Raw genomic sequence first — 1,954 nt, 5'->3', positions numbered from 1 at the left:
CCGCCGCGACCAGCAGCAGCGCGCCCAGCCCCAGCATTACCCCACGCCGTGGCGTCATCCGGCGCGCACCGCGAAGCGTTCATGATCCTTGGGCGCCATGCGAACCTCATAGATCGCGGTCTCCCCCTCGACCCAATGTTCCACCACCTCGCCATGCTGGTGCAGCCACGCCGCCCCCGCCCCGTCCGCTGCGGGCAGCGTCACGCGATAGCGGCGATGGCCGAGCGTGAGCCGTGCGGCGACGCGGTCGATCAGCGTATCGACCCCCTCCCCGCTCAGCGCCGACACCGCCAGCACATCGTCGCGCTTCGCCGCCTCGGCCAGCACGTCATCGCGGCGTTCGGCGTCGAGCAGGTCGAGCTTGTTCCACGCCTCGAACCGGGGCGTTTCCGGTGCGACGCCGATGTCCTTGAGCACGCTCTCGACATCATCGCGCTGCGCCTCGCTATCGGGATGGGCGATGTCGCGCACATGGATCAGCAGGTCCGCCGACACCACTTCCTCCAGCGTCGCCTTGAACGCGGCGACCAGCTGGGTCGGGAGTTCGGAGACGAACCCCACCGTGTCGGACAGGATCGCCTTGTCGATCCCCGGCAGCGAGATCTGCCGCAAGGTCGGGTCGAGCGTCGCGAAGAGGAGGTTCTCCGCCATGACGTCAGCGCCGGTCAAGCGATTGAACAGCGTGGATTTTCCGGCATTGGTATAGCCGACCAACGCGATCACCGGCCATGGCGCGCGCTGCCGCCGCTCGCGATGCAGCCCGCGCGTGCGGCTCACCGAATCGAGCTCGCGCCGCAACCGCGCCATGCGGTCGCGGATCAGCCGGCGGTCGGCCTCGATCTGCGTCTCACCCGGTCCGCCAAGGAAACCAAAGCCGCCGCGCTGCCGCTCGAGGTGGGTCCAGCTGCGCACCAGCCGTCCCGCCTGATAATCGAGGTGCGCCAGCTCGACCTGCAACCGCCCTTCGGCGGTGCGCGCACGCTCGCCGAAAATCTCCAGGATCAACCCCGTGCGGTCGATCACCTTGCAACCGAGCGCCGTTTCCAGATTGCGCTGCTGCACCGGCGTCAGTGCTGCGTCGAACACCGCCAGCCCCAGTTCGCGGTCGCGCACCGTCTCGGCCAGCGCCTCGACCTGACCCGATCCGATCAGCGTTCCCGGCTTGGGCGCCCGGATCCGCAGCGCTGCACGCTCGACGACCTCGACCCCGATCGCCAGCGCCAACCCAGCGGTTTCCTCAAGGCGCGCCTCAGCGTCCCGGCTCGATCCGCCAAGATCCGGATAGACGACAACTGCCCGCGCGCCCCGCGCAAATTCGTCGGGGTCGCGGTCAAATCCGGTACTCATCGGGCAACTTTCAAAAGGATCAGGCTTCCTCGCCGTGATCGGTCAGGTCCAACGGATGCGCCGGCTGGATCGTCGACACCGCATGCTTGTAGACCAGCTGATACACCCCATCGCGCTGCAGCAGCATGCAGAACAGGTCGAACGCCGCGATCCCGCCCTGCAGCATCACGCCATTGACCAGGAACATCGTCACATTTTCCTGCTGACGCTTCACTGCGCCGAGAAAGATTTCCTGCAGAACCGGATTCTTCGACGGCGTGTCCGGAATCGCATCGACGATCGATGCCACGTCGACCGAACCCGACGGCATGATGGTCGAAATTGCGTGCTTGTAGATCAGCTGCGACTGACCGTCGCGGCGGAGCAGCACGGAAAAATTGTCGAACCAGGTCACAATTCCCTGCAACTTCACGCCCTTGACCAGGAACATGGTCACCGGGGTCTTGGATTTGCGCAGCGCGTTGAGGAACAGGTCCTGAAGGGATGTCTGCTTGTCGGCCATGATGCAGCTCACTGTTTTTGGCGGGGATTTCCCGCAGTCGCGCCGTTTCCCGGCGTCGGATGCGCACCACGGAGCGGCGCGATCTGCGCAATGTAGGTATTGCCC

The 1,954-nt window shown here is 65.8% G+C and carries 2 protein-coding genes; both read right to left on the bottom strand.

What is annotated here, in order from left to right; genetic code table 11:
* Positions 1-54 precede the first annotated feature (54 nt).
* On the bottom strand, positions 55-1,347 hold the full coding sequence (gene hflX / locus AX681_RS18360) for a GTPase HflX (RefSeq protein ID WP_066665082.1): 1,293 nt from the start codon (positions 1,345-1,347) through the stop codon (positions 55-57).
* A gap of 19 nt (positions 1,348-1,366) precedes the next feature.
* Positions 1,367-1,861, bottom strand: coding sequence for an RNA chaperone Hfq (gene hfq, locus AX681_RS18355; RefSeq protein WP_156456137.1), 495 nt, complete (start codon positions 1,859-1,861; stop codon positions 1,367-1,369).
* Positions 1,862-1,954: the final 93 nt, after the last annotated feature.

Origin of the sequence: Sphingomonas sp. CCH9-E2, from assembly GCF_001557215.1 — a bacterium.
GTDB lineage: Bacteria > Pseudomonadota > Alphaproteobacteria > Sphingomonadales > Sphingomonadaceae > Sphingomonas.
This window is presented reverse-complemented; position numbering and strand designations above follow the sequence as displayed.